The sequence below is a fragment of the Comamonas sp. Z1 genome, from assembly GCF_008121555.1.
GTDB lineage: Bacteria > Pseudomonadota > Gammaproteobacteria > Burkholderiales > Burkholderiaceae_C > Comamonas > Comamonas thiooxydans.
The window spans coordinates 42,462-66,392 of record NZ_VOQT01000012.1; the positions used below are offsets into that span (position 1 = coordinate 42,462).

Consider the following 23,931-nt stretch of genomic DNA (forward strand, 5'->3'; position numbering starts at 1 on the left):
AGCGCACCGGTTTGACCACGACAGCGCCCCCAGGAGACAAGAACATGCACCAGCCATTTGCCGAGCCACGGCGCTCCATCTACTACCAGTACCAGGTTCATCAGCCCTGGCTTGCGTCCCGGCATCCGGGCGAGCAAAGCCACCCCATCGTCATCGTCGGCACCGGCCCCGTGGGCCTGACCACGGCGCTGGAGATTGCTCGCCACGGCCAGCGCTGCGTGGTGCTCGAATCCGAATTGCAGGTGTCCGAAGGCAGCCGTGCCATTGTGTTCACGCGGCGCTCCATGGAAATCCTGCAGCAGGTGGGCGTGGCCCAGCGCGTGACGGAGACCGGACTGCCCTGGTGCTACGGCAACAGCATTTACCGCGGCCAGCGCGTGTTTCGCATGGAGAACGCGCGGGCCGACGACGATCGCTTCTTTCCCATGATCAATCTGCAGCAGCAGTACCTGGAGGAATACCTGGTCGATGCAGTGCAGGCCAACCCGCTGATCGAGCTGCGCTGGGGCAACCGCGTGAACAAGGTCGAGCAAAAGGGTGAGCAGGTTTTGGTGGAGGTGGATACCCCGGAAGGCAGCTACGAGCTGCGGGCCGACTGGCTGGTGGCCTGCGACGGCGCGCGTTCGGGGATTCGCACGGCCATGAATCTGTTGATGGAAGGCGCTTCCTACGAAGGCCGCTTCGTGATTGCCGATATCCGCATCGACCTGCCTCTGCCCACCGAACGTCTCGCATTCTTCGATCCCGCATGGAACCCGGGCAACACCATCCTCATGCACCGCGAGCCGCACGGCATCTGGCGTGTGGACTACCAGCTGCCTGCTGGCGAAGATCCCGAGGATGCGCTCAGGCCCGAGTCGCTGAAGGCGCGCATCGATGCGCAGCTGGAGATGATAGGCTTTGGCGGCACGCCCTGGGAGATGGACTGGAGCTCCGTCTACTCGGCCCGCGCGCTGACCCTGCCCGACTATGTGCATGGCCATGTGATCTTTGCGGGCGATGCAGCCCATATGCTGCCCATCTTCGGCGTGCGCGGCGCCAACACCGGTTTTCAGGATGCTCAGGGCCTGGGCTGGCGTCTGGCACTCGTCGCCAAGGGCGCGGCCAGCGCAGCGCTGCTGCAAAGCTATAGCAGCGAGCGAGTGGGCGCGGCCCGCGAGATTGTGGAAGAGGCCGGCAAGAGCACACGTTTCATGGCGCCATCAAGCAGAGGTTTCAGGCTGCTGCGCGATGCCGTGCTGTCTCTGTCGCTGAGCCAGCCCTTTGTCGGCCCACTCTATCACTGGCGCACCTCGCGCCCGCATGAGTACGGCAGCTCGCCACTCAACAGCATGGGTGACGACAACCTGCTGTTCAAGGCCGGCCCCGGCCATGGCGCACCGCCTCTGAACGTGCGCTTTGCGCCGGACAGCTATTTGCTCGACCATCTGGGCGGCGGCTTCGATCTGCTGTATTTCACGAGCGGCCAGGCGATTCCCGCCGAACTGCAAGCGGTCGCGGCCGGGGTCAGAGCTCGCGGTGTTGCTGTGCGCCTGATCGCCGTCAGCAGCCACGCTTCAGGCATTGTCGAAGGTTCCGATCTGGTACTTGATGACACCGAAGGCCGCTGCCGCGCCCGCTACGGAGTGATGGCCGACGGCGCCGCCTATCTGCTGCGCCCCGATCAGCATGTCTGTGCGCGCTGGATGGCGCTGGACGCCAATCGTTTGCAAGCCGCATTCAAAGCTGCCTTGCCAGCCTGAGGAGAGATTCAAATGATCCAAACCACTCTTGATATCGCCGGTCTGGAGACCGTGTACGACCAGCTGGCTGTCGCCATCGATGCCGTGGGCGCCGAAAAGTCCGAGCTGCTGCTGGTCAAGCTGGCGCTGCTGGCCGCCAATCAGCTCGGTGATGCCCGCCAGTTTGGCGAAATGATTGCGGCGGCCCAGCAAGATCTGTAAGCAAAAGGCTTGTCCGTGGCGGTCAGCCCGACCCGCCCAGGCTCGTTCCTGGCGGGTTCTCGGCGTGCTGACTCTCGGATTTCATAGCGGATAATCATTGTCTATCAATAGTTTGAGATGGATTTTCCACAAATCGATATGGCTTGATATCCGACAAGGCCGTGCCACGAAATCCAGGCAGACTGGAGCCATTGCCACTGTAGGAGGATTGGTCCATGAGATTGCGTCCCAGCACCTTGCTGCTATCTGCAGCCCTGAGCCTGAGTGGATTGAGTGCGGCTCCGGCCCTGGCCAAGTCGGCTGCCGAATGGCTGGCCTTGACAGGTGCCGTGCAGATCGGCTTGAGCCAGGCCGTCGAAAAAGCCCAGGCCGTTGCTCCCGGAAAAGCGATCGATGTCGAGCTGGAAGAGGGTAAGAAAGGCGCTGTGCCTTATTACTCGGTCACCCTGATCTCGCCCGTGAATGAGGAAATCAAGCTGCGCGTGAATGCCAACACGGGCGATGCCGCAGTGGAGGAGAACAAGGGGCGAGCCGAGGGCAAGCATGCCAAGCGCCTGGCCGATGCCCGGATCACGCTGGTACAGGCCGTCGATGCAGCTATTGCCGCCTTGCCCGGCAAGCCGCTGGAGGCCCAGCTGGATTCGGACTGGGGCAAGACCAGCTACAAGGTCAAGATGCTGCGCGCCGATCAGACGGTCATGAAGCTCAGGCTTGATCCTGCCACCGGCGCTGTGACGAGGCAGGAAAAGGACTGAGTCGACGCGTTATCTGGATTCTGGTGCTATTAAGAAGTGAGTGGCTGGCGCTTGTATTTCAATGATTTAAGGTGTGTTATGCATCGAATTTCAATGAAGGAAAGCGCTGGGTGCTATGAAGTTCAGAGTTCAACCCTGTTTCTGCAAGACCTTGCTCGTGCAAGGCTGAGGGCGGAAAAGTACACTGACGGGTTGTTTCTCCGAATAGGCCATGAGGCCATATAAAGCCCATCCACATGAACGCCCCGGTTGATGTTTCCTTTTTCCACCGCGATGCCAAGCCGCTGACCAGCTACAAGCCGTACTGGGCCAAGCGCTTCGGTCCGGCACCGTTCCTGCCCATGAGCCGTGCGGAGATGGATCAGCTCGGCTGGGACAGCTGCGACATCATTCTGGTCACGGGCGATGCCTATGTGGATCACCCCAGCTTCGGCATGGCCGTCATCGGCCGTGTGCTGGAGGCGCAAGGCTTTCGCGTGGGCATCATCGCCCAGCCCGACTGGACCAGCGCCGAGGCCTTCAAGGCCCTGGGCAAGCCCAATCTGTTCTGGGGCGTGACGGCCGGCAACATGGACTCGATGATCAACCGTTACACGGCTGATCGCAAGATCCGCAGCGACGATGCCTATACCCCGGGCGATGTGGCCGGCAAGCGCCCCGACCGCGCGGCCATCGTTTACAGCCAGCGCTGCCGCGAGGCCTACAAGGATGTGCCCATCGTGCTGGGCGGCATCGAGGGCTCGCTGCGTCGCATTGCCCACTACGACTACTGGAGCGACAAGGTGCGTCGCTCCATCGTGGTGGACAGCAAGTGCGACATCCTGCTCTACGGCAATGCAGAACGTGCCCTGGTCGAAGTGGCGCACCGCATCGCGGCGCGCGAGCCGGTGGAGCAGATCACCGATGTGCGCGGCACTTCGTTTTTTCGCCGCGCTTCGGAGGAGGGCTGGTTCGAGGTCGATTCCACCACGGTGGACGAGCCCGGCGAGGTCGAGCCCCATATCAACCCCTATATGACGACCAGCGAGCAGGCCGAGGCCCAGGGCCAGAGCTGCTCCAAGGAAGATGCTGCGAAAGCTGAAGCGGACGGCCCTAATGACGGCGCATCGGTAGCCAAGGTCCAGCCCATCCAGTTCGTGCCCAATCTCTCGCTGCGCAGCAAGTCCAAGCTGCCTGCGCGCGAGCGCACCGTGCTGCGTCTGCCCAGCTACGAAGAGGTCAAGAGCGATCCGATTCTCTATGCCCACGCCAATCGCGTGCTGCACCTGGAAACCAACCCCGGCAATGCCCGTGCGCTGGTACAGGCTCACGGCGAGGGGACCACGGCCCGCGATGTGTGGATGAACCCGCCGCCCATTCCTCTCACAACGGCCGAGATGGACTGGGTCTTCGGCCTGCCGTACGCGCGCAGCCCGCATCCTGTCTATGCCGACGAAAGCGGCAGCCACGAGGGCGCCACCAAGATTCCGGCCTGGGAGATGATTCGCACCTCGGTGAACATCATGCGCGGCTGTTTCGGCGGCTGCACCTTCTGCTCCATCACCGAGCACGAGGGGCGCATCATCCAGAGCCGTTCCGAAGACTCCATCATCCAGGAGCTCGAAGAGATCCGCGACAAGGTCAAGGGCTTTACCGGCACGATCTCCGACCTGGGTGGGCCCACGGCCAATATGTACCGCCTGGGCTGCAAGAGCCCGCAGATCGAAGCGGCCTGCCGCAAGCCCAGCTGTGTCTTCCCCGGCATCTGCCAGAACCTGCACACCGACCACGGTCCGCTGATCAAGATCTACCGCCGCGCGCGCAAGCTGCCCGGCATCAAGAAGATTCTGATCGGCTCCGGCCTGCGCTACGACCTGGCGGTGAAGTCGCCAGAGTACGTCAAGGAGCTGGTTCAGCACCATGTGGGCGGTTATCTCAAGATCGCGCCCGAGCACACCGAGCAAGGTCCGCTGACCAAGATGATGAAGCCGGGCATCGGCAGCTATGACAAGTTCAAGCAGCTGTTCGAGAAGTTCAGCGAAGAGGCCGGCAAGAAGCAGTTTCTGATTCCTTATTTCATCGCCGCCCACCCGGGCACCAGCGATGAGGACATGATGAATCTGGCCATCTGGCTCAAGAAGAACGGCTTCCGTGCCGATCAGGTACAGACCTTCTACCCGAGCCCCATGGCCACGGCCACGGCCATGTACCACAGCGGCCGCAACACGCTGACCAAGGTGCGCCGCCAGATGCGCGACGAGGCCGAGGAGCGCGTGGACATCGTGCGCGGTGAAAAGCGCCGCCGTCTGCACAAGGCTTTCCTGCGCTATCACGACCCGAACAACTGGCCGCTGCTGCGCGAGGCGCTCAAGACCATGGGGCGCGCCGATCTGATCGGCAACGGCAAGCAGCACCTGATCCCGACCTTCCAGCCCCTGGTCGACGGCAGCTATCAGAGTGCACGAAAGAAGAACAGCACCTCGTCCAAGGCGGGTGGCGGAATTGGTTACACCACCAACAAGGACGGCAAGGCCGTGGCCGTGCGACGCCGCAGCGAAGAGGCGAGCCTGGAGCCCAAGGGCGATGTGCGCTTCCGCAGCAGCCAGCCTCAACCGGGTAAGCTGCTGACCCAGCATACCGGCCTGCCGCCGCGCGCGGGTGTGACTGGCAAGGCCAAGTCCGGTTTCAAAACTGCGGCAAAGCCCGCCAAGCCAGCGGGCCAGGGTTCGCGCAAGCCGCGCTGATGGCTGAAGCCTGACTGCCGCCGACAAAAAAACGACGCTTGATGCGTCGTTTTTTGTATTGGCGTGCGCTGCTGTCAGCCCATGGCCAGAGCCCCGCACCACTGCGGCAGCTGGTTTTCCTGCGTGGGGGCAAAGTATTCGCTGGTCATGGGTTTGGGGCGGGCGATGGCGTAGCCCTGCACATAATCCACGCCCATGGTCATGAGTTCCTCGGCAATCTCGCGGCTCTCGACAAACTCGGCAATGGTCTTTTTGCCCAGTGTCTGGCCGATGCGATTGATCATCTCCACCATGGCGTGGTCTCCCTTGTCCTTGAGCATGTCACGCACAAAGCCGCCGTCGATCTTGAGATAGTCGACGGGCAACTGCTTCAGATAGGTCAGCGACGACATGCCGACGCCGAAGTCGTCCAGGGCAAAACGGCAACCCAGGGCGCGCAGCGACTGAATCAGCCGTGTGGCATTGCTGAGGTTGCCAATGGCGCTGGTTTCGGTGATTTCGAAACATAGCTTTTGCGGCGCAATTGCGTGCTGCTGCAACTGCTCCTTCACAAATTCCAGCAGGCCGTCGTCATCCAGGCTGGGACCGGAGAGGTTGATGGCGCAGGTTTCCACCAGCTTGGCGTGTCCGGGCTGCTGCGCCAGTGTCTGCAGGGCCCTGGTGATCACCCAGCGGTCAAGCGATGGCATCAGGCCGTAGCGCTCGGCTGCGGGTATGAAATGTCCGGGGGCCAGGATCTGGCCGCTTTCATCGCGCAGGCGCAGCAGGACTTCGAAGTGCATGCCGCTGTGGCGGCTGTGCTTGCGGGCCTGTAGCGGTGCGATGCTCTGGGCATAGAGGCAGAAGCGGTCTTCGTCCAGTGCGGTACGAATGCGTGTGGCCCATTCCATCTCGCTGACATAGCGGCTGTAGATTCCGTCCTCGGCCTTGTAGAAAAAGACCTTGTTGCGCCCGCGCTCCTTGGCCTGATAGCAGGCCATATCGACCATGCGCAGCAGATCGGAGGCATTGACCGCATCACCGGGAACATGAACGGCACCGATGGAAAAACCGGTGCGCAATATCTTCTCTCCCCAGGTGGTTTGCAGTTGCTGGGCTGCCAGGCGCAGCTTCTCGGCAATGCTCGCTACATTGGAAGGAGGGCAGTTCTCCAGCAGCACGGCAAACTCGTCACCGCCCATGCGCGCCAGGCAATCGGTTTCGCGCAGATTGGCCTGCAACATGCGAGAGACTTCACACAGCACCTCATCGCCAGCGGCATGGCCGCTGGTTTCGTTGATGAGCTTGAACTGGTCCAGGTCGATGTAGAGAAGAGCGTAGGGCTTGACCTGGTGCAGACCCTGGGTCAGCATTTTTTGCAGCCGTCGCTCGAATTCCCCGCGATTTTCCAGCCCCGTCAGCGTGTCATGGCGTGCATTCCAGGAGATCTGGTCCATGTACTGCTGCTCGCGCGACACATCGCGTAGCACGAAGACCGCCCCTGATGCCTGGCCATCGCGCTGCATGGCGGAGCCCAGCACCTTGACTGGCACGATGCTGTGGTCGGTGCGGCGAACCCAGTGCGTTTGCTCGTCACGCACGACGGTGGTCTCCCTGGTGTCATTGACAAGCTGAGCGAGCAGGCCTTCGCTGGTGATGGAGGCGTCCATGGTATAGAACTGCAACACCTGCTTGATGGGCTTGTCCAGATAGCTTTGCTTTTGCAGACCCAGCAGGCCTATGGCGGCGGGGTTGACATAGTTGACCATGCCCTTGGCATTGGTGGTGATGACCGCATCGCTGAGCGCTGCCAGCGTGGTCTCTGCGCGCTCTTTTTCGCTGTTGAGGCCGTCTTGAACCTGCTCTCGCAGCAGGATCAGGCGCCAGGTATTCCAGACCCACAGGCTCACCAGGCCAATGGCCAGGGCGCCGTTGAGGGCGAGCAGTAGCCAGACGATGTTGCGCGAGCTCTGGCCCAGAGAGTCGCTGAAGGCTCTGGTCAGGGCCGTCACGCCCTGGTTGATCAGGTCGATCTCGCGCTTCCAGGTGGCAATGTTTTCGCGGCTGATGTTGCCGACCTCGTATCCTTGCCGGATTTCCTGGGCCAGTGTGTCGAGCTGATTCAGGTATTCGTCACCCATCTTCCAGTACGCGACGGGTTCCTGCACCCAGCTGAAATAGCGGAATGTGCGCAGCAGCCAGATGAGGGAGCTGACATCATCGGGGTGGTTTTGGCCTTGCTCTATGCCTTTGCGCGCCAGGTCCAGGCGCAGAGGCTTGTCGTAGAGGGCAATACGTGCCTCGGCATCGCCACGCGGCACCTGCAAGGCCCGCTGATAATGGGCGAAGTCGATCGGGTTGCCTTCATCCGCGTAGCGGGAAAGCGAGTAAATCGCATCTTTCTGGGCCTTGGACCAGAGACTTTCTCCGTTGACAAAAGCTCGCACGGCGGAGAGCAGATAGAGGCTGCAGCTGGCGCTGAGCATCAGGATCAGTGCCAGGAGCGCAAAAGCCCAGACGCGCTGCAGCAATTGTTGAGACTTCAGTGTGGGGCTCAAAGATGCCTTCATGACGCCTCATCCAGTAAATTGACTGTAAATGCATGAGTCAGGGCATCGACAAGGCAGACTGGTATGAAACAGCCAGAAGGCAATGTGCCTGCTGACGATCAGAACGCCGTCACGATGCCCGCTCTCATGGCTTGACCTTTCACGGTATTGCGTAGGAGGTATGTCAGATCACACGCAATTTGTATTCATTGGTAATTTTTGGCCTGTAGAAGTGAGCCTGGCGTCGGACAACTTCCTCTGTACCCCCAAGACAGAGCGGTGTTTTCTGTGAGAAAGTGGGTAACCAATCTGGCCGATTCAGAGCAGGTCTATGCAGTGCACCTGCGGCTGCTCCAGCACGCCGGCCCTGCGGTCGGCAAAGAAGCGTTCCAGGGTGAGCTTGACGGTGCGAAACGCGATTTCTTCCCAGGGGATGTCTGCCTCGGCGAACAACTGGGCCTCCATGGTCTCGGGCCCGGGGTAGAACTGCGTGCTTCTAAGGCGGGCCAGATAGAAGAGATGGACCTGTCCTACCTGGGGCACGTTGATGAGACTGAACAGCCTGCCCAGCTCGATGTCGGCTCCGGCTTCCTCGTCGGTTTCGCGCTGGGCTCCGCGGCTGGTGGTTTCGGCCAGCTCCATGAAGCCTGCAGGCAGCGTCCATTTGCCGCGGCGCGGCTCGATATTGCGCTTGCACAGCAGCACGCGCCCGTCGTCCATCACGGGCAGGGTGCCGACCACATTGAGCGGGTTTTCATAGTGAATGGTGTGGCAGGCCGGGCAAACGGCACGCTCGCGCGTATCCCCATCGTCAGGAACGCGGTAGGTGACTGCGGTGCCGCAATTGCGGCAGAACTTGATGGGGCTGCGAAAAATCATCCCGCAACTATAAGCAAATCAGGCCGCTAGCGCAGGTACAACATGCGCAAACAGCTATGAAAAAGGGAGTCACACCTTGCGGAGCGACTCCCGGAGTACCTGGCCGGCGCAAACTGCCTGTGCGCCAGGGATTCTTAGGCGATCTGGATCTTGATGGACTCAAGTCCGGTGACTGCGCCTTCCAGCACATCACCCTTGACCACGGCGGCCACGCCCTCGGGGGTGCCGGTCATGATCAGGTCGCCGGGCTGCAGCTCCCAGGCGCTGGAGAGATGCTCAATGGTTTCGGCGATATTCCAGATCAGCTTGTGGATGTGGCTGCGCTGGCGATAGTCACCATTGACCTGCAGCGAAATCTCGGCGTTGACGATGTCTCCCGCCTGATCGGCTGGTGTGATGGGGCCTATGGGGGCGGATTGCTCGAAAGCCTTGCCGATACACCAGGGGCGGCCTTGCTTCTTCATGTCGTTTTGCAGGTCGCGACGTGTCATGTCCAGACCCACGGCATAGCCGTAGATGTACTGTAGTGCATCGGCTGCCTTGATGTTCTTGCCGGCCTTGCCGATGGCAACGACCAGCTCGATTTCATGGTGCAGATTCTGGGTCAGCGTGGGATAGGCCACGGTGGTGGTGCTGCCGGCTTCCACTGCCACGGTCGCGTCCGCAGGCTTCATGAAGAAGAACGGCGGCTCGCGGCCGGTAAAGCCCATTTCCTTGGCGTGATCCTCATAGTTGCGGCCCACGCAGTAGATGCGGTGAATGGGAAAGCGCTCGCCGCGGCCCACAACAGGCAGGCTGGCAACGGCAGGGGGATTGAACACGTAACTCATGAAGTCCTCGGCAGGAACACGCGCTGAAATCAGCAATGGTTGATGTGGCAAGCAGTGTGCCACGATGCAGGCCCGGAGACGGCGTGGCTGATGACGGCTTTTACGTATTCCGGCCCTAGGGAAAATGCCAGTCCGCGCGGCTCGCGCTATGCTGCTCACATCATGAAGCTGCATACCTATTTCCGTTCTTCCGCCTCTTATCGTGTGCGCATTGCGCTGCAACTCAAGGGGCTGTCCTATGACTCCGTGCCCGTGCATCTGGTGCGCGGCGAACAAAAGGCTGCGGCCTATGCCTCCCATGTGGGTGACGCGCTGGTGCCCGCACTGGTGACGGACGAGGGGCACTGGCTCACGCAGTCCATGGCCATCATCGAATATCTCGATGAGACCCATGCTGAAACACCATTGCTGCCCAGGGATGCACTGGGCCGTGCCCATGTGCGCGCATTGGCGCAGATGGTGGCTTGCGAGATTCATCCGCTCAACAACCTGCGCGTGCTCAAGTACCTGGTGCACCAAATGGGGGCCAGCGACGAGGCCAAGAATGGCTGGTATGCGCACTGGGTGCGCTCCGGCCTGGAAGCCTTCGAGCGTCAGCTGGCGCTGCTGGATGCTGAACGCAAGGCCATGGGCCTGGCGCCGTCGACGTTTTGCTGGGGTGACGCGCCCACGCTGGCCGAATGCTGCCTGGTCCCGCAGATCTACAACGCCCAGCGCTTCAATGTGAATCTCGAGGCTCTACCGCGCCTGATGGACGTGGTCGAGCGATGCAACGCCTTGCCGGCTTTCCAGCAGGCCCATCCTTCGGCCTGTCCGGATGCTGAGTGAAGAGGGCGTCATGAGCGAGACCTATAGGCCGGGTCCACCGGACCTCTGGCCTGACTCCTGGCTGGTCCCCGACTGGCCGGCTCTGCCCGGGGTGCATGCCATCTGCACCTCGCGCGAGGGTGGCGTCAGCCAGGCACCCTGGGGCAGCATGAACCTGGGCGACCACGTGAGCGACAACCCCGCTCACGTGCGCCAAAACCGTGAACTGTTCAATGCGGCGCTGCAGGCCCGCACCCCTGGTGCCTGCACGGCGTTCTTGCAGCAGGTACATGGTGTGGAGGTGCTGACGCTGGACGCAGGCAATGTGGCCGAGTCCAATGGTGCAGCCTTCGATGCCTGCGTGACCGACGATGCAGGCGTGGTCTGTACCGTCATGGTGGCAGACTGTCTGCCCGTGTTGCTGGCCCATGATTCGGGGCTGGTCGTGGGCGCGGCCCATGCGGGCTGGCGCGGTCTGGCCGGCATGCCGCCCGGTAGAAAGCTGTCTGACGGGCCCTTGCCCGGCGGTGTGCTGGAGACACTTTTCGAGGCTTTCTGTCGCAAGGTGCAGATGCAGCCATCGCTTTCAGGGGGCGAAACATTGCGCTCCCGGATTGCCGCGCACACCCAGGCCTGGCTGGGCCCATGTATAGGCCCCGACTCCTTCGAGGTGGGGGCCGAGGTACGCGATATCTTTGTGGCCCATGACCCTGATGCTGCGCGGCATTTTGTGCCGGTAGCGGGCAGTGAGGGCAAATATCTGGCCGATCTGGCTCAGCTGGCACGCCAGAGGCTTGCTGCATTGGGCATTGCTGCAATCTTCGGCAACGATGGCAGTCTGCCCTGGTGCACGGTCAGCAATGCATCACGTTTCTTCTCGCACCGGCGCGACGCCGCCCGTCTGGGCGGCAGCGGGCGGCTGGCTGCCAGCATCTGGCGCGACGCCTGAGCCGGGGCTGGGGAGCGCGTGTTCTGCAGCTAGCGCTTCCTGTTCCTGCCGGGCTTTGAGGCGGCGCTTTCTGGCCGGCGTGCCCAGTATGTAGAGCACGATGGAAAGCGGCAGCAGACCATAGAGCACAAAGGTGAAAAATGCACCCAGCAGGGTGCCGCCGGGGCTGGCAGCCTCGGCGATCGTCATCATCACGACAACGTACATCCAGGCGATGGCAATGAGGTACATGGTGTTTCTGTAATGAGCCAGAAAGCATGCTGGCTCCGGGTTGTTTTGTGTCAAAACAGCTTCATAACGGCAAAATGAGGCCGCTTCTTGTCGGAACTGCCTGGCACATAGGTGACAATGCCGCCGTGTGAGCCGTATTGCAGATTCCGCAAGCGTCCCCAGACCCTGAGATCGCCGGTCGCTTGCCTTGACTAGGATGTAAGCATGAATTTTGACCCGAGCTGGGGCCAGGCTGGCCAATCCATTCAACAATTCTGGCAGGAGCAGTGGAGCAAGAGCCTCCAGACGCTTCAGCAGATGCAGTCCGGTGCTCCCATGGGGCTCAGCGCCATGCCAGGTCTGGGGGCCGCACCCAACCCTTGGGCAGGAATCATGGATGCCATGCAATCGGCCATGCCCCAGATGGCTACGGGTTCGGCTCAAGCGGTGCAGTTCGATGCGGCCAAACTGCAGGGGCTGCAGCAGGAATACCTGCAGTCGGTGCAGTCGTTGGCAGATGGAAAACAGATTCAGGCCCTGCTGTCCAGGGACAAGCGCTTTGCCAAGCCAGAGTGGAGCGCCAATCCCGTTGCATCGATGGCCGCAGCCAACTACCTGCTGGGCAGTCGCATGCTGACCGGTATGGCCGAGGCGGTGCAGGGCGATGAGAAAACACGCAATCGCGTGCGCTTTGCGGTCGAGCAATGGGTGGCAGCCATGGCGCCCAGCAATTTTCTGGCGCTGAACGCCGATGCGCTCAACAAGGTTGTTGAAACCAAGGGCGAGAGCCTGGCTCAGGGCATTGCCAATCTGCTGGCCGACATGCGCCAGGGTCATGTCTCCATGACCGACGAAAGCTTGTTCACCGTGGGCAAGAACGTGGCGACCACCGAAGGCGCGGTGGTTTTCGAGAACGAGCTGTTCCAGCTCATCGAATACAAGCCGCTGACTGCCAAGGTATTCGAGAAACCTTTTCTGATGGTGCCACCCTGTATCAACAAGTTCTACATTCTGGACTTGCAGCCGGACAATTCCGTGATTCGCTATGCCGTCAGCCAGGGGCACCGCACCTTCGTGGTCAGTTGGCGCAATCCCGATGAAAGCCAGGCGCACAAGAGCTGGGATGACTACATCGAAGATGGCGTGCTCAAGGCTGTGAGCACGGTTCAGGATATCTGCGAGGCGCCGCAGATCAATGTGCTGGGTTTCTGCGTGGGCGGCACCATGCTCTCCACTGCGATGGCAGTGCTGGCTGCACGCCATGCCCGCGAGCATGGACAGCCGCAAGCTGCCAAGCCCCGCAGCCGCGCTGCGGCTGCAAAGACAGGCAGCAAAACTGCTGCGGCCAAGGTGGAGGCCCACGCTTTTCCCGTAGCCAGCATGACGCTGCTGACCACGCTGATCGACTTCCGCGACACAGGCATTCTGGACATCTTCATCGATGAAAACATGGTGCGCCTGCGTGAGATGCAAATGGGCAAAGGCGGGCTGATGAAGGGCCAGGACATGGCATCCACCTTCAGCTTTCTGCGCCCGAACGATCTGGTCTGGAACTATGTGGTGGGCAACTACCTCAAGGGCGAGACGCCGCCGCCATTCGATCTGCTTTACTGGAACAGCGACTCAACCAATCTTCCCGGCCCGTTCTACGCCTGGTATCTGCGCAATCTCTACCTCGAGAACAATCTGATCAAGCCCGGCGTGCTGACCGTGTGCGGCGAGAAGATCGACATGAGCCAGCTCAAGATGCCGGTCTATATCTACGGCTCGCGCGAGGACCACATCGTTCCTGTCGCTGCGGCCTATGCCTCGTCGCAGGTACTGGGCGGCGAGCGTCGTTTCGTGATGGGTGCCTCCGGCCATATCGCCGGCGTCATCAACCCGCCGGCCAAGAACAAGCGCAGCCACTGGCTGCGTGAGGATGGCGTGTTTCCCGAGGCGTTCAACGATTGGCTGGCCGAGGCCACGGAGTATCCGGGCAGTTGGTGGACGGACTGGAGTGCCTGGCTGGGCAGCCATGCAGGCAAGCAGTTCGCGGCTCCCAAGAGCTATGGCCGTGCACGTGCCTATGAAGCCATCGAAGATGCTCCGGGTCGCTACGTTCTGTCAAAAGCCTGAGCGAGGCCTGAGGCACAATCAGTTCCATATTGCGGTGCAGCAAACAAGGCTCGCACCGTGATAGGAAGCGGCGGGTGGCACGATGAACAGGATGCAACCCGCACGCATGCATCACTTGTAAGAAACCTAGAAAGGTTCGTCAGCAATGGAAGACATCGTTATCGTTTCCGCCGTGCGTACGGCGGTCGGCAAGTTCGGCGGCTCTCTGGCCAAGATTCCTGCAACCCAGCTGGGGGCGACCGTGATTTCCGAGGCTCTGGCTCGTGCCAAGGTGGGCAAGGACCAGGTCGGTGAAGTCATCATGGGTCAGGTGTTGACGGCGGCGGCCGGGCAGAATCCTGCGCGTCAGGCCATGATGGCGGCCGGCATTGCCAAGGAGACACCTGCGCTGACGATCAATGCCGTCTGCGGCTCCGGCCTGAAGGCCGTGATGCTGGCGGCTCAGGCCGTGGCAACCGGAGACAGCGAAATCGTGGTTGCCGGAGGCCAGGAAAACATGAGCCTGTCGCCCCATGCCGTGCCCAATTCGCGTGACGGTCAGCGCATGGGTGACTGGAAGATGGTGGACACCATGATCGTGGACGGTCTGTGGGATGTCTACAACCAATACCACATGGGCATCACTGCCGAGAACGTGGCCAAGGAAAAGAACGTCAGCCGCGCGCAGCAGGATGCGCTGGCGCTGGCCAGCCAGCAAAAGGCTGCGGCCGCGCAGGATGCTGGCAAGTTCAAGGACGAAATCGTTCCCGTGAGCATTCCCCAGCGCAAGGGTGACCCCATCGTGTTCGACAGTGACGAATACGTCAACCGCAAGACCAATGCCGATGTGCTGGCCACCCTCAAGCCCGCTTTCGACAAGGCAGGTTCGGTCACGGCCGGCAATGCCTCGGGTCTGAACGACGGCGCCGCCGCCGTGGTGGTGATGACGGCGGCCAAGGCCAAGGCACTGGGCCTCAAGCCTTTGGCCAAGATCGTGTCTTACGCCACCAGCGGCCTGGCCCCAGAGGTCATGGGTCTGGGTCCTGTCTATGCCACGCGCAAGGCGCTGGATCGCGCCGGCTGGAAGGCTGCCGATGTGGATCTGTTCGAACTCAACGAAGCCTTTGCCGCACAGGCCTGCGCGGTGAATCAGGATCTGGGCATTGACACCGCCAAGGTCAACGTCAACGGTGGTGCCATCGCCATCGGTCACCCCATTGGTGCATCGGGCTGCCGCATTCTGGTGACGCTGCTGCATGAAATGCAGCGCAGCGGTGCCAAGAAGGGCCTGGCCGGCCTGTGCATTGGCGGTGGCATGGGTGTTGCTATGGCTGTGGAAGCCTGCTGAGGCTTCAGGATTGCAGACTGCTCCGGTGCTCCTGAAGATCGGCGCAGTCTGGGAAGCCCGCTGATGCCAGCCTCCCGTCGACCCTAGGGAAGATCACGAGGTAAACCACGGCGAAAGCGGGCTCATTCGGACCTACTCGATTGCATACTGGCATGGCCAGCGTGCAGGGTGTGTGGCGTTCAAAACGATAAGCAATTCCTAAGAATTCTTATCGTTGATAGTGTGATCGTGAAATAACCATTGATTGACAGGAGAGATGAATGGGTCAGAAAGTAGCGTACGTCACGGGGGGCATGGGCGGTATCGGTACCGCAATCTGCCAGCGTTTGCATAAGGATGGCTTCAAGGTGATCGCGGGTTGCGGACCATCGCGCGACTACCGCAAGTGGCTGGACGAGCAGGCGCAATTGGGTTACACGTTTTATGCCTCGGTTGGCAATGTGGGGGATTGGGAATCCACCGTCGAAGCCTTCAACCAGACCAAGGCAGAGCACGGCAACATCGATGTGCTGGTGAACAACGCGGGTATCACCCGCGACCGCATGTTCGTCAAGATGACGCCGGACGACTGGAAGTCGGTCATCGAAACCAACCTCAACTCCATGTTCAACGTCACCAAGCAGGTGGTGGCAGACATGGTGGAAAAGGGCTGGGGCCGCATCATCAACATCAGCTCGGTCAACGGCGCCAAGGGACAGGCAGGGCAGACCAACTACTCGGCCGCCAAGGCCGGCATGCATGGTTTCACCATGGCGCTGGCTCAAGAGCTGGCTGCCAAGGGTGTGACCGTGAATACAGTCAGCCCTGGTTACATCGGTACCGATATGGTCAAGGCCATTCGTCCCGATGTGCTCGAAAAGATCGTGGCGGGCGTGCCCGTCAAGCGTCTGGGCGAGCCTGCGGAGATCGCTTCCATCATCTCCTGGCTGGCTTCGGAAGAGGGCAGCTATTCCACAGGTGCGGACTTTGCGGTCAACGGCGGCCTGCATATGCACTAAGCCTTTTCAGGCATTCAGCAAAAAAGGAGCTCAGGCTCCTTTTTTTCATGCCCTTCGTTTTGCACTGTGCGCTTCGACCGGAAAACTCGGTTAAGCAAATGACAAAACCCGCAGAGATCATTCATGCGGGTTTTGAGGAATGGGGGGCCACTTCAGAGAGTGGCAGGTCGAGCGCGGGGCAGTAAGGCTTGTGGGTTCTTTGGCCTATCAGTGCCGACTGCCCGGGCACCTGGCTGCAACACACTGCGCTTTGGTCTGCACAGTGTTGCGCGGCGAGCGCTTAGCGCTTGCGATCGCGTTCGTCTTCGGGCCAGATGGACATGATGTTCGTGGTTTGCATGGGAATCTCTCCTGTATGTCTGTTTAACGTCTGACGGATTCAGCTCGTTGACAGCTTTTTGGAAATTTTTACCTGTTCTTTTATCCAGTGATAATCAGGCTGCAAATGCGGGGGCACGCTTGCGATCACGTTCGTCCCAGGGCCAAGCCATCAGAGACATAGCTGCTGCGGCCTGTGCGGGCTGGGCTTTGGCGGTGTCGGTAACAGTGGTAGTCATTGCAGTTCACTCCTTTGAGTGGTTCAACGCCTGGCCTGAACTGCAGGTTGACAAGAAGCTGAATCAACAGCGCAAGAAAATGCAACTCGCGTTTGCTGATGTTTTAGCAGCCGGTATGCATGTGCAAAATGAAGAGCGCCCTGCCAAAGCTGGTCAGTGGCAGGGCTTTTCCTGGGGCAGGGCTTTTCCTGGGCTTAGCAGGTTTCGGTGGCCAGGGCTTCGATCTGCTCCGATAGCTCCAGCCAGCGCTCTTCCAGTTGATCGATTTCAGCGTTGACGGCACTCAGCTGTTTGCCCGCTTCCACGATATCGCCACCGGATAGTCCGGGCGTGGCCAGCTTTTCTTCCAGCGCGCCGCGCTGGGCATTGAGCTTGGGCAGCGTCTTGTCGATCTGTTCCAGCTCTTTCTTGAAAGGCTTGGTCTTTTCGGCCAGTTGCTGGCGAGCTGCAGCAGCCAGGCGACGGGCTTCCTTGGGGTCACCCACGTCAGTGGATGATTCTGTTTTCAGAGCGTCCAGCGCTTTTGTAGAAGGGGCTTCGGGCGTATTTGGCTTGAGCTCTACCGGAGTTTGCACCGCTGGCGCGCTGTTGGCCTGCTGTTCGGCATTGCGTGCTTCTTCGCGCAAGCGCTTGGACTCTTCGAGCAGATAACGCTGGTAGTCGTCCAGGTCGCCGTCGAACGGGCCGACAACGCCGCGGCCCACCATCCAGAAGTCTTCACATACGGCGCGAAGCAGGTGACGGTCGTGGGAGACCAGCATCACGGTGCCGTCGAAGTCGTTGAGCGCCATGGCCAGCGCTTCGCGCGTGGCCAGGTCGAGGTGGTTGGTAGGCTCGTCCAGCAGCAGCAGATTGGGGCGTTGCCAGACGATCATGGCCAGTACCAGACGGGCTTTTTCGCCACCGCTCATGCTGCCCACAGACTGCTTGACCATGTCGCCGCTGAAGTTGAAGGTGCCCAGCCAGTTGCGCAAGTCCTGTTCGCGGCTGGCGGCGGGTGCGGCAGCGCCGAGTTCCCTGGCCAGACGGGTCATATGCTCCAGCGGGTTTTCGCCGGGACGCAGCACGTCGAGTTCCTGTTGGGCAAAGTAGCCGATATTGAGGCCCTTGCCTTCGGTGACGGTGCCGGCCAGCGCCTTCATCTCGCGGGCGATGGTCTTGACCAGGGTCGACTTGCCCTGGCCGTTGGCCCCGAGAATACCGATGCGCTGGCCTGCCAGCACGGAGCGGTTGACGCCCCGCAAGATGGTGGTCTGCCTGCCGTCTTCATCCTCATAGCCGAAGCTGGCATCGGTAATCGCCAGCATGGGGTTGGGCAGATTGGCGGGTTCCTTGAATTCAAAGGTGAACTCGGCTTCGGCCAGCACCGGCCCGACCTTTTCCATGCGCTCGAGCTGCTTGACCCGGCTTTGTGCCTGCTTGGCCTTGCTGGCCTTGGCCTTGAAGCGGTCAATGAACTTCTGCAGATGGGCCATTTTTTCCTGCTGCTTGGCAAAGCTGGCCGCCTGCAGCTCCAGCTGCTGGGCACGCAGTTCTTCAAAGCGCGAGTAATTGCCGCCGTAGCGGTTGATCTGCCCGCCCTGAATCTGCAGTGTGACGTTGGTGATGGCGTCCAGGAATTCGCGGTCGTGGCTGATGACGATCATCGTGCCGCTATAGCGCTTTAGCCAGGCTTCCAGCCAGACCAGGGCATCCAGGTCCAGGTGGTTGGTGGGTTCGTCCAGCAGCAGCAGGTCGCTGGGGGCCATCAGTGCACGGGCCAGCTGCAGACGCATGCGCCAGCCGCCCGAGAAGCTGTTGACCGGGTGATCCAGCTCGGAGACCTTGAAGCCAAGACCCAGAATCAGGGCTTGCGCGCGTGATTCAGCATCATGTGCACCGGCATCGGCCAGATCCACATAGGCCTGGGCGATCTCCATACCATCGCCGGAGGCTTCGGCGGCAGCCAACTGGGCGTTCAGCTCGGCCAGGCGCGTGTCGCCATCCAGAACAAACCGGGTGGCTGATTCGTCGGTTTCCGGCATGTGCTGGGCTACCTGTGCCATGCGCCACTGAGGAGGGATGAAAAAATCACCGCCGTCTTCGCTGATGCTGCCATTGAGCAGGGCGAACAGGCTGGACTTGCCTGCACCGTTACGGCCGACAAGGCCGACGGACTCTCCCGGGTTGATGGTGGTGCTGACTTGGTCGAGCAGGACTTTGGTGCCGCGGCGCAGCGTGATGTTCTTGAGACTGATCATGACTGGGGTCGATTATCCGCGAATGCCCTCAGGCTCAGGAGCTTGAGGGAATGAGCAGGGCGGTAGCGATGCCCCGGTTGTGGCAGGTCTGTCCGAGCTTTCATATGGCCTGAAGACCTATGTTCTCCATCATCGTTTCGGTGAATTTCAGTTCATGCTCACACGCTTGGGGCCTGGGTGCAGACTCCAGCACGGTGATGAAGTAGCGAAGCGCACGCAGATCCATGATTGCAACTCGAAAAATCAGCTTGAAAGCCGGTATGAAAGCCTGTAGAAGGCTATTTGAAGAATTGTTAGTCTCCTGTAATGTCGGTGTAATCTGACATGGCGTAAGGGCCAAATGTCGACAAGATGGCATATCTCTAAGTCTGAAGTCCGACAGATTAAGTATGTCGGTCCTACAACTGATGCAGCAAAACCTGTCCCTCTCTTCACATTCAACCACCCCGAGCAGAAACGGCTCTGCCCACTGGCGCATTGAAGACATTGACTTCTCTGCCATCGATCGCAGTGCCATAGAGCACAACCAGGATCTGTTCTTCTTGCTGATGAGCGCCTCGTTCATCGAAACCGGCTCGGATACCTATGCGGCCAACCTGGCCGAGCATTACGCTGCCTGGCCCGAGATCGCGGTCTGGCTCAAGGATCAATGGGAGTCCGAAGAACTGCAGCACGGACGCGCACTACGGGCCTATGTGGAAGCCGTGTGGCCGGAGTTTCCCTGGCAGCAAGCCTACGACAGCTTTTTCGCCGAATATTCGCAGCTGTGCACCATGGAGGAGCTCTACCCCGACCCTCGCCTGGAAATGGTGGCGCGCTGCGTGGTGGAGACCGGCACCACGGCCTACTATCACACCTTGCGCGAACTCAGCGACGAGCCGGTTCTGAGCGAGTTGCTGGGCAATATCCGCAACGATGAGGTCAACCACTTCAAGCATTTCCTCAAGTACTTCAAGGAGCTGCAGCAGCAGTCGCCTGTGGGCCGCACGCGCATTGCCAAGGCACTGTATGGCCGCCTCAAGGAGTTGCGAGAGAGCGATTCGGATATCGCGCTGCGTCATGTCTGGGCGCACAAGGGTCCTTATTTCTCCGATAGCGGCACTCGCTTCGAAGACATGGCCCAGCGCATTTACGAGCTGGTCAGCCGTCGCCTGCCTGCCGATCTGGCCGTGCGCATGCTGCTCAAGCCCATGCTGCTGCCAGCACGCGTGGAGGGCATGGTGCGCACACCCATCTCCAAGCTGGCAACACGCATGATGTCGTACTGAGTCTTGCATGCATCCAGCACGCCGCAGCGCATGGCGGAACTGCTGGGCACGGCGGGCTTCGAGATGGAAGAGGATCTGGGGCCTGCGCAGCTCAATGCCCGCTTCTTTGCAGGCAGGCGCGATGGCCTGCAGATTGCGGGTGGCGGTTCTCGCTATCCGAGTGCGGTAAAGCGTGCTTGAGCGCTTGTTCAAAGACCTGCATAAAGAAAAAGGCACAGGGCTTTGAGCAGCCTGTGCCTTGGATGCGGGACGAAGAACTTACAGCTGCAAGGCGGCGGTATTGCCTTCGGACCAGTGGCGCAGCGCCTCTTCGGTAATCAGCAGCACCTGCTCGTCACCCGAGCTGGTGTCGAGCCAGAACACGGGCAGGTCGGGGAAGGCGGCCTCAAAATACGGCTTTTCATTGCCGATCTCCAGCACCACCACGGCGTCCTTGTTCAGGCGCGCGGGCAGGTCCTCGAGCAGTCGGCGGATGAAGTCCATGCCGTCGGCGCCGCCGGCCAGGGCCAGCTCGGGCTCGGCCTGGTACTCGGCAGGCAGCTTGCCCATGCTGTCGGAGTTCACGTAGGGCGGGTTGCACAGCACCAGATCCCAGGGGCCGGGCACCTGGCTCATACCGTTGCTTTCCAGCAGCGTCACGCGATCTTGCAGCCCATGCTTGTCCACATTGATACGGGCGACGGCCAGGGCATCGGTCGATATATCGGCACCGGTCACCCGGACTTCAGGATAGGCCATGGCGGCAAGGCAGGCCAGGGAGCCGTTGCCGGTGCATAGGTCGAGCACCTGCACGGTCTTGTCGGACAGCCAGCCGTCGATGCTGCCATCGGCCAGCAGCTCGGCGATGAAGCTGCGCGGCACGATGGAGCGCTCGTCGATGTAGAAGGGCACGCCCACAAGCCAGGCCTCGTTCGTCAGATAGGCTGCGGGCTTGCGGCTGCGTATGCGCTCTTCAAAAAGAGTAGCTATCTGCGCTTGTGCGTCAAGAGATACAGGATGATGTGCTACAGATTCCGGAGCGCCGGGTGTGAGTTCGCTGTCCAGTGGCAGGCCCAGCTTCCAGAGCACCAGCCAGGCCGCTTCGTCCTCGGCCGTGGCCGTGCCATGGCCAAAAGCCACGCCGGCAGCTGTGAGAGCCCGAGCGCCGCTGGCAATCAGTTCGGCAACGGTGTTGCCCGAGATCAGGAGGATGCTGGTGTTGCTCATGCGGTCTGGGGTGTGGTCTGCTGGCGCTGGAGTTGTTCCAGAGTCTTGCGGTAGATGTTCTTCAGCGGCTCGATATCGGCCACGGCGATGTGTTCGTCGATCTTGTGGATGCTGGCATTGGGCGGGCCCATTTCTATGACCTGAGGGCAGATCTGGGCAATGAAGCGGCCATCGCTGGTGCCGCCTGTGGTGGACAGCTCGGTATCCAGTCCGGTTTCATCCTTGATGGCGGCCTGCACGGCCTGCACCAGGGTGCCCGGTGTGGTCAGAAAAGGCTGTCCGCCCACGGTCCAGACCAGCGAGTATTCGACGCCATGGCGGTCCAGGATTTCATGCACGCGCTTTTGCAGGGAGTCGGAACTGGACTCGGTGCAGAACCGGAAATTGAAGTCGATCACCACATGGCCGGGAATGACGTTGCTGGCGCCCGTACCGCCATGAATATTGCTGATCTGCCAGCTTGTGGGCGGGAAGAACGCATTGCCGCGGTCCCAGACCGTGGCCGCGAGCTCTGCGAGTGCGGGCAAGGCCTCGTGAATGGGGTTGCGTGCCAGTTGCGGGTAGGCGATATGGCCTTGCACACCGTTGACGGTGAGCTTGCCGCTCATGGTGCCGCGGCGGCCGTTCTTGATCATGTCGCCGGTCTGCTTGACCGAGGTGGGCTCGCCCACGATGCACCAGTCCAGGCGCTCGCCGCGCTGGCGCAGCTCTTCAACCACGACCTTGGTGCCGTCGACCGAGGGACCTTCCTCGTCGCTGGTCAGCAGCAGGGCGATGTCGAAGGCAGGCTCGGGTGTGGTCTGCAAAAACTCTTCCAGCGCCACGACAAAGGCGGCGATGGAGGTCTTCATATCGCTGGCACCACGGCCGTAGAGCTTGCCGTCGCGGTGCATGGGTACGAAAGGCGGGCTGGTCCATTCCTTGAGCGGTCCCGGTGGCACCACATCGGTATGGCCGGCAAAGACCAGCACACTCCTATCTGAATTGATAGCGCCTTGCGTAGACTGAGCAATCGCAGGAGCGCGCTTTGCCCACAGGTTTTGTACGCGGAAGTCTGCGGGGCCGCTATCCAGGCGTTCGCAGGTAAAACCCATGGGTGTCAGGGCATCGGCGAGCAGCTCAAGGCAGCCAGCATCTTCGGGGGTGACGGAGGGCAGGCTGATGAGCTGCTCGGTCAATTGCAGTGTCCGGGACATGGAGGGGGCTTCAAACTAAAACAATGCCTATGCCGCCTTGGCTGGCGGCTTCAGGCGGTTCTGACATCCAGGGTGATTTCCGTGAAAGACGGCATATCGTCATCGCCGGGCAGAATCACATCGGTGACGGCCGGGGCGTTGGCAGCAGTGGCCGCGTGGCTGACGTCATTATCCATGCGCCACATCAGATTGGTGGGCGAGTCGGCATAGGCCAGCGCTTCACTGCGCTCAATTGTGCCACTGCGCACCAGGGCCGCCAGTGCGTCCTCGAAGGTCTGCGAGCCTTCGGCCATGGATTTTTCCATGGCCTCCTTCACGCCACCGAAGTCGCCCTTGACGATCATGTCGCTGATGAGCTTGGTGTTGAGCATGACTTCCACGGCCGGCACGCGCGTGCCGGTAACGGTACGGACCAGGCGCTGAGAGATCACGGCCTTGAGCGAGGCGGCCAGCTCGCCCAACATGCTGGGGCGTACCTCCTCGGGGAAGAAGGACAGGATGCGGTTGAGCGTGTGATAGCTGTTGTTGGCATGCAGGGTTGCCAGGCACAGATGGCCGGACTGGGCATAGGCCAGTGCGGCCGACATGGTCTCGCGGTCGCGGATTTCGCCGATCAGAATCACATCGGGTGCCTGACGTAGCGCATTCTTGAGTGCGGTTGCAAGGGTACTGGTATCGGTGCCGACCTCACGCTGGTTGACGATGGATTTCTTGTTGCGAAACTGGTATTCGACGGGGTCTTCCACCGTGAGGATATGGCCAGTGAGCGTTTCGTTGCGCTCGTCGATCATGGTCGCCAGTGTCGTGCTCTTGCCCGAGCCCGTGGCGCCAACGACAAGCACCAGGCCGCGCTTTTCCATGACCAGTTCGCTGACAATGGACGGCAGGTTCAGGCTGTCGCGCGAGGGCACCTGCTGCGAGATGAAGCGCACGACAACTGCGTAGGAGCCACGCTGGCGCATGGCGCTGATACGAAAACGCCCTATGCCGCTCATGGGAATGGCCATGTTCAGCTCGCCCGTCTGCTTGAGCTCCTCTATGGCTTCCGGCTTGACGACTTCGGAGAGCAAGGCCAGCGGAGCTTCGACCGGCAACTCCTGATTGTTGATGGGGATGCAGATACCGTTGATCTTGATCAGCGCCGGCGCACGGGCGGAGAGATAGACGTCCGAGGCCTTTTTCTCGGACATCAGACGCAGAATTTTTTCCATGGTGCTCATTTTTTCTTCATCCTTTTTCGCTCAGCCTCTCTATGCACGCATGTTAGCGTGTGTCAACTCGGTGCAGGTCGCGCGTGATGCGCAAAGCTGATTTCCAGCATGAAAAAAGCCTGCACGCTTGGGAGCGGGCAGGCTTGTGAGCGGGGCGGCCATGGCGGTGTCTGCATCAAGGCAGAG

Annotated in this window: 20 protein-coding genes; 11 read left to right on the plus strand and 9 right to left on the minus strand. The window is 60.8% G+C overall.

What is annotated here, in order from left to right; genetic code table 11:
- The first annotated feature begins 44 nt into the window (after positions 1–44).
- The 4 genes from FSY45_RS19080 (at position 45) to FSY45_RS19095 (ending at position 5,421) form a co-directional block, all read left to right on the plus strand.
- Positions 45–1,742 carry an FAD-dependent monooxygenase gene (locus tag FSY45_RS19080; RefSeq protein ID WP_046461498.1) on the plus strand — a complete coding sequence of 566 codons (1,698 nt, stop codon included), beginning with the start codon at positions 45–47 and terminating at the stop codon, positions 1,740–1,742.
- Positions 1,743–1,754: 12 nt separating this feature from the next.
- Positions 1,755–1,943, plus strand: a complete 189-nt coding sequence (locus FSY45_RS19085) for a DUF2783 domain-containing protein (RefSeq protein WP_003064957.1) — start codon at positions 1,755–1,757, stop codon at positions 1,941–1,943.
- A 215-nt stretch (positions 1,944–2,158) separates the two neighbouring features.
- On the plus strand, positions 2,159–2,698 hold the full coding sequence (locus tag FSY45_RS19090; protein WP_046461497.1) for a PepSY domain-containing protein: 540 nt from the start codon (positions 2,159–2,161) through the stop codon (positions 2,696–2,698).
- Positions 2,699–2,934: 236 nt separating this feature from the next.
- Positions 2,935–5,421: a YgiQ family radical SAM protein gene (locus FSY45_RS19095; protein ID WP_046461496.1), complete on the plus strand. Its 2,487-nt coding sequence runs from the start codon at positions 2,935–2,937 to the stop codon at positions 5,419–5,421.
- A 74-nt stretch (positions 5,422–5,495) separates the two neighbouring features.
- On the opposite strand, the gene FSY45_RS19100 is transcribed toward FSY45_RS19095, so the two are convergent.
- From FSY45_RS19100 to FSY45_RS19110, 3 genes are all read right to left on the minus strand, one after another.
- Positions 5,496–7,970 carry a bifunctional diguanylate cyclase/phosphodiesterase gene (locus tag FSY45_RS19100; RefSeq protein WP_057092323.1) on the minus strand — a complete coding sequence of 825 codons (2,475 nt, stop codon included), beginning with the start codon at positions 7,968–7,970 and terminating at the stop codon, positions 5,496–5,498.
- Positions 7,971–8,267: 297 nt separating this feature from the next.
- Positions 8,268–8,828: an NUDIX hydrolase gene (locus FSY45_RS19105; RefSeq protein WP_003064965.1), complete on the minus strand. Its 561-nt coding sequence runs from the start codon at positions 8,826–8,828 to the stop codon at positions 8,268–8,270.
- 134 nt (positions 8,829–8,962) lie between these two features.
- The gene (locus tag FSY45_RS19110; protein WP_046461521.1) at positions 8,963–9,658 is read right to left on the minus strand and encodes a fumarylacetoacetate hydrolase family protein; all 696 of its coding nucleotides are present in this window, start codon (positions 9,656–9,658) and stop codon (positions 8,963–8,965) included.
- A 162-nt stretch (positions 9,659–9,820) separates the two neighbouring features.
- Here FSY45_RS19110 and maiA point away from each other — a divergent pair, with 162 nt between their 5' ends.
- Positions 9,821–10,486 carry a maleylacetoacetate isomerase gene (gene maiA / locus FSY45_RS19115; RefSeq protein WP_034355595.1) on the plus strand — a complete coding sequence of 222 codons (666 nt, stop codon included), beginning with the start codon at positions 9,821–9,823 and terminating at the stop codon, positions 10,484–10,486.
- A gap of 10 nt (positions 10,487–10,496) precedes the next feature.
- Positions 10,497–11,414, plus strand: coding sequence for a polyphenol oxidase family protein (locus FSY45_RS19120; protein ID WP_003064971.1), 918 nt, complete (start codon positions 10,497–10,499; stop codon positions 11,412–11,414).
- Here the strand turns inward: FSY45_RS19120 and FSY45_RS19125 are convergent.
- Positions 11,331–11,645: a hypothetical protein gene (locus FSY45_RS19125; RefSeq protein ID WP_039050799.1), complete on the minus strand. Its 315-nt coding sequence runs from the start codon at positions 11,643–11,645 to the stop codon at positions 11,331–11,333. The genes FSY45_RS19120 and FSY45_RS19125 overlap by 84 nt on opposite strands.
- Positions 11,646–11,849: 204 nt before the next feature.
- On the opposite strand from FSY45_RS19125, the gene FSY45_RS19130 reads away from it, so the two are divergent.
- The 3 genes from FSY45_RS19130 (at position 11,850) to phbB (ending at position 16,067) form a co-directional block, all read left to right on the plus strand.
- On the plus strand, positions 11,850–13,742 hold the full coding sequence (locus tag FSY45_RS19130) for an alpha/beta hydrolase (protein WP_046461494.1): 1,893 nt from the start codon (positions 11,850–11,852) through the stop codon (positions 13,740–13,742).
- 145 nt (positions 13,743–13,887) lie between these two features.
- Positions 13,888–15,069, plus strand: coding sequence for an acetyl-CoA C-acetyltransferase (locus tag FSY45_RS19135; RefSeq protein WP_003064978.1), 1,182 nt, complete (start codon positions 13,888–13,890; stop codon positions 15,067–15,069).
- A 260-nt stretch (positions 15,070–15,329) separates the two neighbouring features.
- Positions 15,330–16,067 (plus strand): acetoacetyl-CoA reductase, encoded by a 738-nt coding sequence (gene phbB, locus FSY45_RS19140; protein ID WP_003064980.1) that lies wholly within the window; start codon positions 15,330–15,332, stop codon positions 16,065–16,067.
- A 434-nt stretch (positions 16,068–16,501) separates the two neighbouring features.
- Here phbB and FSY45_RS28290 read toward each other — a convergent pair whose 3' ends face one another.
- Together FSY45_RS28290 and FSY45_RS19145 are read right to left on the minus strand one after the other, a co-directional pair.
- Positions 16,502–16,624, minus strand: a complete 123-nt coding sequence (locus FSY45_RS28290) for a hypothetical protein (RefSeq protein WP_003064982.1) — start codon at positions 16,622–16,624, stop codon at positions 16,502–16,504.
- Positions 16,625–16,818: 194 nt separating this feature from the next.
- Positions 16,819–18,864 carry an ABC-F family ATP-binding cassette domain-containing protein gene (locus FSY45_RS19145; RefSeq protein ID WP_046461493.1) on the minus strand — a complete coding sequence of 682 codons (2,046 nt, stop codon included), beginning with the start codon at positions 18,862–18,864 and terminating at the stop codon, positions 16,819–16,821.
- 407 nt (positions 18,865–19,271) lie between these two features.
- Between FSY45_RS19145 and FSY45_RS19150 the strand changes: the two genes are divergently transcribed.
- On the plus strand, positions 19,272–20,132 hold the full coding sequence (locus FSY45_RS19150; RefSeq protein WP_046461492.1) for a ferritin-like domain-containing protein: 861 nt from the start codon (positions 19,272–19,274) through the stop codon (positions 20,130–20,132).
- 3 nt (positions 20,133–20,135) lie between these two features.
- Positions 20,136–20,312: a hypothetical protein gene (locus FSY45_RS27875; RefSeq protein ID WP_187427574.1), complete on the plus strand. Its 177-nt coding sequence runs from the start codon at positions 20,136–20,138 to the stop codon at positions 20,310–20,312.
- A gap of 78 nt (positions 20,313–20,390) precedes the next feature.
- On the opposite strand, the gene prmB is transcribed toward FSY45_RS27875, so the two are convergent.
- From prmB to FSY45_RS19165, 3 genes are read right to left on the minus strand one after another with little or no spacing between them, the layout of a single operon-like run.
- Complete coding sequence (gene prmB, locus FSY45_RS19155; protein ID WP_046461491.1) at positions 20,391–21,338, minus strand: 50S ribosomal protein L3 N(5)-glutamine methyltransferase; 948 nt, start codon at positions 21,336–21,338, stop codon at positions 20,391–20,393.
- Complete coding sequence (gene dapE, locus FSY45_RS19160) at positions 21,335–22,534, minus strand: succinyl-diaminopimelate desuccinylase (RefSeq protein WP_003065000.1); 1,200 nt, start codon at positions 22,532–22,534, stop codon at positions 21,335–21,337. Before dapE ends, prmB begins: the two co-directional genes overlap by 4 nt.
- Positions 22,535–22,584: 50 nt before the next feature.
- Positions 22,585–23,754: a PilT/PilU family type 4a pilus ATPase gene (locus tag FSY45_RS19165; RefSeq protein ID WP_003065002.1), complete on the minus strand. Its 1,170-nt coding sequence runs from the start codon at positions 23,752–23,754 to the stop codon at positions 22,585–22,587.
- Positions 23,755–23,931 lie beyond the last annotated feature (177 nt).

Coding starts and splice junctions, on each gene's coding strand:
- FSY45_RS19080 (WP_046461498.1), top strand. CDS start 45: ATGCACCAGCCATTTGCCGAGCCACGGCGCTCCATCTACTACCAGTAC.
- FSY45_RS19085 (WP_003064957.1), top strand. CDS start 1,755: ATGATCCAAACCACTCTTGATATCGCCGGTCTGGAGACCGTGTACGAC.
- FSY45_RS19090 (WP_046461497.1), top strand. CDS start 2,159: ATGAGATTGCGTCCCAGCACCTTGCTGCTATCTGCAGCCCTGAGCCTG.
- FSY45_RS19095 (WP_046461496.1), top strand. CDS start 2,935: ATGAACGCCCCGGTTGATGTTTCCTTTTTCCACCGCGATGCCAAGCCG.
- FSY45_RS19100 (WP_057092323.1), bottom strand. CDS start 7,970: ATGAAGGCATCTTTGAGCCCCACACTGAAGTCTCAACAATTGCTGCAG.
- FSY45_RS19105 (WP_003064965.1), bottom strand. CDS start 8,828: ATGATTTTTCGCAGCCCCATCAAGTTCTGCCGCAATTGCGGCACCGCA.
- FSY45_RS19110 (WP_046461521.1), bottom strand. CDS start 9,658: ATGAGTTACGTGTTCAATCCCCCTGCCGTTGCCAGCCTGCCTGTTGTG.
- maiA (WP_034355595.1), top strand. CDS start 9,821: ATGAAGCTGCATACCTATTTCCGTTCTTCCGCCTCTTATCGTGTGCGC.
- FSY45_RS19120 (WP_003064971.1), top strand. CDS start 10,497: ATGAGCGAGACCTATAGGCCGGGTCCACCGGACCTCTGGCCTGACTCC.
- FSY45_RS19125 (WP_039050799.1), bottom strand. CDS start 11,645: ATGTACCTCATTGCCATCGCCTGGATGTACGTTGTCGTGATGATGACG.
- FSY45_RS19130 (WP_046461494.1), top strand. CDS start 11,850: ATGAATTTTGACCCGAGCTGGGGCCAGGCTGGCCAATCCATTCAACAA.
- FSY45_RS19135 (WP_003064978.1), top strand. CDS start 13,888: ATGGAAGACATCGTTATCGTTTCCGCCGTGCGTACGGCGGTCGGCAAG.
- phbB (WP_003064980.1), top strand. CDS start 15,330: ATGGGTCAGAAAGTAGCGTACGTCACGGGGGGCATGGGCGGTATCGGT.
- FSY45_RS28290 (WP_003064982.1), bottom strand. CDS start 16,624: ATGACTACCACTGTTACCGACACCGCCAAAGCCCAGCCCGCACAGGCC.
- FSY45_RS19145 (WP_046461493.1), bottom strand. CDS start 18,864: ATGATCAGTCTCAAGAACATCACGCTGCGCCGCGGCACCAAAGTCCTG.
- FSY45_RS19150 (WP_046461492.1), top strand. CDS start 19,272: ATGCAGCAAAACCTGTCCCTCTCTTCACATTCAACCACCCCGAGCAGA.
- prmB (WP_046461491.1), bottom strand. CDS start 21,338: ATGAGCAACACCAGCATCCTCCTGATCTCGGGCAACACCGTTGCCGAA.
- dapE (WP_003065000.1), bottom strand. CDS start 22,534: ATGTCCCGGACACTGCAATTGACCGAGCAGCTCATCAGCCTGCCCTCC.
- FSY45_RS19165 (WP_003065002.1), bottom strand. CDS start 23,754: ATGAGCACCATGGAAAAAATTCTGCGTCTGATGTCCGAGAAAAAGGCC.